We start from the raw sequence: 1179 nt of genomic DNA, 5'->3' as shown, positions 1-1179 counted from the left end.
AACCCGTGATGTGTGGGATGTACTGGAAACGGCCACGGGGGCGCGTTTGCAGTCGTTGTTGTTTGGCATTACCACCGCCGGCTTTAATAAAGAAGGGATTTGTTACGAACTGCGTGATTATGCCGTTAAGGTCCTGCGTGGTCAGGTGCCCCCCGATGATACTTTTTTCGCCCTGATCTACACACTGGACAAAGATGACGACCCGTTTGATGAAACCGTGTGGCAGAAAGCGAATCCCGGATTAGGTATCTGCAAGCGCTGGGATGACCTGCGGCGGCTGGCGAAAAAGGCCAAAGAGCAAGTGTCAGCGCGGCACAATTTTTTCACCAAGCACATGAACCTGTGGGTCACGGCCGAGTCGGCGTGGATGGACATGCTCAAGTGGGACGACTGCGAACCGCTGGCCCCGCCGCATGAGCTGAAAACCTACCCGATGTGGGTCGGCGTGGACTTGGCGAACAAGATTGATATCTGTGCGGCGGTGAAAGTCTGGCAGGCAAACAACGGTCATGTCCATGCCGACTTTAAATTCTGGCTGCCGGAAGGCCGGCTTGAGCGCTGTTCACGGCAGATGGCGGAACTTTACCGCAAGTGGGATGAGCTGGGGGTACTCACCCTGACGGACGGTGAAGTGGTGGATCATGCGCAAATAAAAGAAGAGCTGCTGATTTGGATTACCGGTGACAACCTGAAAGAACTGGGTTTTGACCCGTGGAGTGCGGTCCAGTTCAGTCTGGCACTGGCGGAAGACGGCGTGCCGCTGGTGGAAGTGGCGCAAACCGTGCGCAATCTGTCCGAAGCCATGAAATCACTGGAAGCGGCGGTGTACAGCGGCAAATTCCACCATAACCGCCACCCGGTAATGGACTGGATGATGAGTAACGTCACCGTCAGGCCGGATAAAAACGACAATATCTTCCCCAATAAATCCACGCCGGAAGCTAAAATTGACGGTCCCGTTGCCCTGTTTACGGCCCTGAGCCGGTTACTGGTGAACGGGGGTGAGCAACCGGAAAGCCTGTCCGATGTGTTAATGAGCCGGGGTCTGCGCTCACTCTGAGGTCCTTTTATGAAACTATTAATGATTGCTGCCCCGCTGGTCGGGCTGGCGGGCGGCGGCCTGTTGTCTTACGGGGCGTGGCTGCTGCTGCCCGCGGCGGGGTTTATTGTCGCCGGTGG

1 protein-coding gene is annotated in these 1179 nt (G+C 56.4%); it reads left to right on the top strand.

Annotation, left to right across the window (positions count from 1 at the left end; genetic code table 11):
* A partial coding sequence (locus AB204_RS18445) for a terminase large subunit (RefSeq protein WP_047964848.1) occupies positions 1-1060 on the top strand: 1060 nt, incomplete at its 5' end.
* Positions 1061-1179: the final 119 nt, after the last annotated feature.

This window comes from Xenorhabdus khoisanae (assembly GCF_001037465.1).
GTDB classification, from domain to species: Bacteria; Pseudomonadota; Gammaproteobacteria; order Enterobacterales; family Enterobacteriaceae; genus Xenorhabdus; species Xenorhabdus khoisanae.
The sequence above is the reverse complement of the archived record's forward strand: the minus strand, read 5'-3'. Positions and strand labels throughout refer to the sequence as shown.